Genomic DNA, 4,138 nt, shown 5'->3' on the forward strand with positions numbered 1-4,138 from the left:
GCGTTCAGCAAGACCGGGGAGGTGCTGGTCAGCGAGATCGCCAAGCGTCAGGCGGTCACGAACGCCGACCGCACGATCTCCTCGGTGAAGCGCCACATGGGGACCGACTGGTCCGTGGCCGTCGACGACAAGGGCTACACCGCGCAGGAGATCTCCGCGCGTGTCCTGGGCAAGCTCAAGCGCGACGCCGAGGAGTACCTGGGCGAGCCCGTCACCGACGCGGTCGTCACCGTCCCGGCGTACTTCAACGACGCCGAGCGCCAGGCCACGAAGGAGGCCGGCGAGATCGCGGGCATGAACGTGCTGCGCATCGTCAACGAGCCCACCGCTGCGGCCCTGGCCTACGGCCTGGAGAAGGGCAAGGAGGACGAGCTCATCCTCGTCTTCGACCTCGGCGGCGGCACCTTCGACGTCTCCCTGCTGGAGGTCGGCAAGGACGAGGACCAGTTCTCGACCATCCAGGTCCGCGCCACCGCCGGTGACAACCGCCTGGGCGGCGACGACTGGGACCAGCGCATCGTCGACTGGCTGCTGTCGCAGGTGCGGTCCAAGACCGGGGCGGACCTGTCCAAGGACAAGATCGCCCTCCAGCGCCTCAAGGAGACCGCCGAGCAGGCCAAGAAGGAGCTGTCCTCCGCGACCAGCACCAACATCTCCCTGCAGTACCTCTCCGTGACCCCCGAGGGCCCGGTGCACCTGGACGAGCGCCTCACCCGCGCCAAGTTCGAGGAGCTCACCCGTGACCTCCTGGAGCGCACCGAGAAGCCGTTCAAGGACGTCATCGCCGAGGCCGGGATCTCCGTGGCGGACATCGACCACGTGGTCCTCGTCGGCGGCTCGACCCGCATGCCCGCCGTCGCCGAGACCGTGCAGCGTCTCGCCGGCAAGGAGCCCAACAAGGGCGTGAACCCGGACGAGGTCGTCGCCGTCGGCGCCGCCATCCAGGCCGGCGTGCTCAAGGGCGACCGCAAGGACGTGCTGCTGATCGACGTGACCCCGCTGTCGCTGGGCATCGAGACCAAGGGCGGCGTGATGACCAAGCTCATCGAGCGCAACACGGCCATCCCGACCAAGCGGTCCGAGACCTTCACCACCGCCGAGGACAACCAGCCGTCCGTGTCCATCCAGGTTTTCCAGGGCGAGCGCCAGTTCACCCGGGACAACAAGAACCTGGGCACGTTCGAGCTGACCGGCATCGCCCCGGCCCCGCGCGGCATGCCGCAGATCGAGGTCACCTTCGACATCGACGCCAACGGCATCGTGCACGTGTCCGCCAAGGACAAGGGCACCGGCAAGGAGCAGTCGATGACCATCACCGGCGGCTCGTCGCTGTCGAAGGAGGACATCGAGCGCATGGTCAAGGACGCCGAGGCCAACGCTGAGGCCGACCGGGTGCGCCGCGAGGCCGCCGACCTGCGCAACAACGCGGAGCAGCAGGCCTACTCCATCGAGAAGCTGCTGAAGGATAACGACGAGAAGCTGCCCGAGGACGTCAAGTCCGAGGTGCGCGGCGACGTCGACGCCCTGAAGAAGGCGCTCGAGGGCGAGGACGACGACGCCGTGAAGTCGGCCTACGAGAAGCTGCAGCAGTCCCAGACCAAGCTCGGCGAGGCGCTCTACGCGCAGCCCTCCGCCGACGGCGCGGAGGGTGCCCCCGGTGCGGGTGCCACGGGCGCGGCCGGCGACGAGGACATCGTCGACGCCGAGGTCGTCGACGACGAGAACGAGAAGAAGTGAGCATGGCCGACCCCACACCCGATCCCGACCAGAACCCGGCGCCCGGCGCCGCGGACGAGGCCGCGCAGGACTCCGGCGCCGACCGGGCCCCCCGGGGCGAGGCCGGCCCGGAGGGGCTGACCGTCGACGACATCCTGGACACCCCCCAGTCCTCCGACGCCGAGTCGGCCGACCGGACGGGGTCCGCGGAGGCCGCGGGCGCGCCGGCGGCGGACGCCCTCGCCGCGGAGCGCCTGGAGGAGCTGCGCCGGCTGCAGGCCGAGTTCGTGAACTTCAAGCACCGCACGGCGCGCGAGAAGGAGCAGCTGCGCACGTTCGTCACGGGCGACCTGCTGCAGGCGCTGCTGCCGGTGTTCGACGACATCGACGCGGCCCGCCAGGCCGGTGACCTCTCGGAGGGCCCGTTCGCGTCCATCGCGAACAAGCTCGAGGAGATCCTGGTCCGCCAGGGCCTGTCCCGCATCGGGGCCGTCGGGGAGAAGTTCGACCCGACCGTCCACGAGGCCGTCCTGCAGCAGCCCACCAGCCAGGTCGAGCCCGACCAGGTCTCCATGGTGCTGCGCTCCGGCTTCAAGATCGGCGAGCGCATCGTGCGGCCGGCCCAGGTCGCCGTCGCGGTCGCCGAGTGAGGCCGGGCACGGCCTGATCCGGGCGACGGGAGGGGAGGTCCGGCAGCGGGCCTCCCCTCGCCGTCCCGGCACCCACCCCAGGACTCCCGTCCGGGCCCTGTCCCCAGGGCCCCCGACCGGCCCACCAGAAAGGAGGCGTCATGGCCAGCCAGGACTGGATCGACAAGGACTTCTACAGCATTCTCGGCGTCTCCAAGGACGCGTCCGACGCCGACATCAAGAAGGCGTACCGCAAGCTCGCCCGCCAGTACCACCCGGACCAGAACCAGGGCGACGCGGAGGCCGAGAAGAGGTTCAAGGACATCACGGAGGCGAACTCCGTGCTCTCCGACCCCGAGGAGCGCAAGCAGTACGACGCGATCCGCGCCATGGGCTCCGGCGCCCGCTTCACCGCGGGCGGCCCCGGTGGCGGCGGCGGGTCCGCGAACTTCGAGGACCTCTTCGGCGACCTCTTCAGCGGCGGCGGCGGACGCCGCCGCACCACCTACAGCACCCCCGGCGGCGGCTTCGGGGGCGGCGGCGGCTTCGAGGACCTGTTCACGCAGTTCGGGGGCGCCGGCGGCTACGGCGCCCCGGGCGGCTACCAGGCCCCGCCGGCCCGCGGCGAGGACATCCGCACGGAGACCACCATCCCGTTCCGCTCCGCGGTCCAGGGCACCACGGTCAAGCTGCGCCGCGGCAACGGCCAGGAGACCACGGTGCGCGTGCCGCGCGGCGTGCGCGACGGGCAGAAGCTCAAGCTCGCCGGCAAGGGCCACTCCGGCCCCGGCGGGCCCGGTGACCTCTACGTCACGGTGCACGTGAGCCCCCACCCGGTCTTCACGCGCGTGGAGGGCACGGACGACGTCGAGCTCACCGTGCCGATCACGTTCCCGGAGGCCGCCCTGGGCGCGACCATCGAGGTGCCCACGCTGGACGGCGCGGCCGTGAAACTCAAGGTGCCTGCGGGCACGTCGTCGGGCCGGCGCTTCCGCGTGAAGGGCCGCGGCTTCGCCACCGCCAAGGGCACGGGCAACATGATCGTCACCGTCGAGGTGCACGTGCCGGCCGAGCTGGACGAGCCCGCCCGCGCCGCCGTCCGGGCGTTCGCCGAGGCGACCGCGGGCGAGGACCCGCGGGCGGAGCTGGCGCGGAAGGCCAGGGTCTGAGATGGCCCTCGACGCCGACCAGCCGCTGTTCGTGATCTCCGTGGCCGCGGAGATCGCCGAGATGCACCCGCAGACCCTGCGCCAGTACGACCGGCTCGGCCTCGTCAAGCCGTCCCGGGCGCCGGGGAGGGCCCGCCGCTACTCGCAGCGGGACATCGAGAAGCTGCAGCAGATCCAGGTGCTCTCCCAGCAGGGCGTGTCCCTCGAGGGCATCCGGCGGATCCTGCAGCTCGAGAACCAGGTCGCCGCGCTGCAGGCGAGGGTCGCGGAGCTGAGCCAGGAGCTGGAGGAGTCCCGCGAGCGGGCCGAGGAGTCCTCCCGGATCTTCGCCGCCGGCGTCGGCGGGGACATCGTGCGGATGGCCCGCGGCTCGCGCCCGCGCGCCCGCAAGGTCTCCCAGGCCGTCGTGCTCTACCGGCCCCCGCTGCCGGAGCGCCGGCAGGAGCGCTGAGAGGACCGGGCCCGGCTGCCCGGGCCGGGAGGCACCCCGCGCAGACCCCCGCGCTGGGCCTCCGCGCGGGGAACAGCTGGGGGGACGGCGGCGAAGCCGTCCCCCTCCGGTGCCGCGGCGCTCACGGCAGGCGGCGGTAGGTGAGGTCCCGCGGGATCCGGCCGGCCTCCTGC

General features: G+C 72.2%; 4 protein-coding genes. All 4 read left to right on the forward strand.

Annotation, left to right across the window (positions count from 1 at the left end; all coding sequences use genetic code 11):
* A partial coding sequence (gene dnaK, locus VN520_RS10965; RefSeq protein ID WP_325746684.1) for a molecular chaperone DnaK occupies positions 1–1,737 on the forward strand: 1,737 nt, incomplete at its 5' end.
* Positions 1,738–1,739: 2 nt separating this feature from the next.
* Entirely contained in the window at positions 1,740–2,366 is a 627-nt protein-coding gene (locus VN520_RS10970; RefSeq protein WP_251334389.1) for a nucleotide exchange factor GrpE, read from the forward strand.
* Positions 2,367–2,506: 140 nt separating this feature from the next.
* Positions 2,507–3,514 (forward strand): DnaJ C-terminal domain-containing protein, encoded by a 1,008-nt coding sequence (locus tag VN520_RS10975; protein WP_325746685.1) that lies wholly within the window; start codon positions 2,507–2,509, stop codon positions 3,512–3,514.
* Position 3,515: 1 nt separating this feature from the next.
* Positions 3,516–3,965, forward strand: coding sequence for a heat shock protein transcriptional repressor HspR (locus VN520_RS10980; RefSeq protein WP_251334387.1), 450 nt, complete (start codon positions 3,516–3,518; stop codon positions 3,963–3,965).
* The last annotated feature ends 173 nt before the right edge of the window (positions 3,966–4,138 follow it).

The sequence above is a fragment of the Streptomyces sp. genome (genome assembly GCF_035563135.1).
GTDB lineage: Bacteria > Actinomycetota > Actinomycetes > Streptomycetales > Streptomycetaceae > Streptomyces.

Bases quoted from the DNA above. Each gene is read 5' to 3' on its own strand.
- VN520_RS10970 (WP_251334389.1), top strand. From the start codon at position 1,740: ATGGCCGACCCCACACCCGATCCCGACCAGAACCCGGCGCCCGGCGCC.
- VN520_RS10975 (WP_325746685.1), top strand. From the start codon at position 2,507: ATGGCCAGCCAGGACTGGATCGACAAGGACTTCTACAGCATTCTCGGC.
- VN520_RS10980 (WP_251334387.1), top strand. From the start codon at position 3,516: ATGGCCCTCGACGCCGACCAGCCGCTGTTCGTGATCTCCGTGGCCGCG.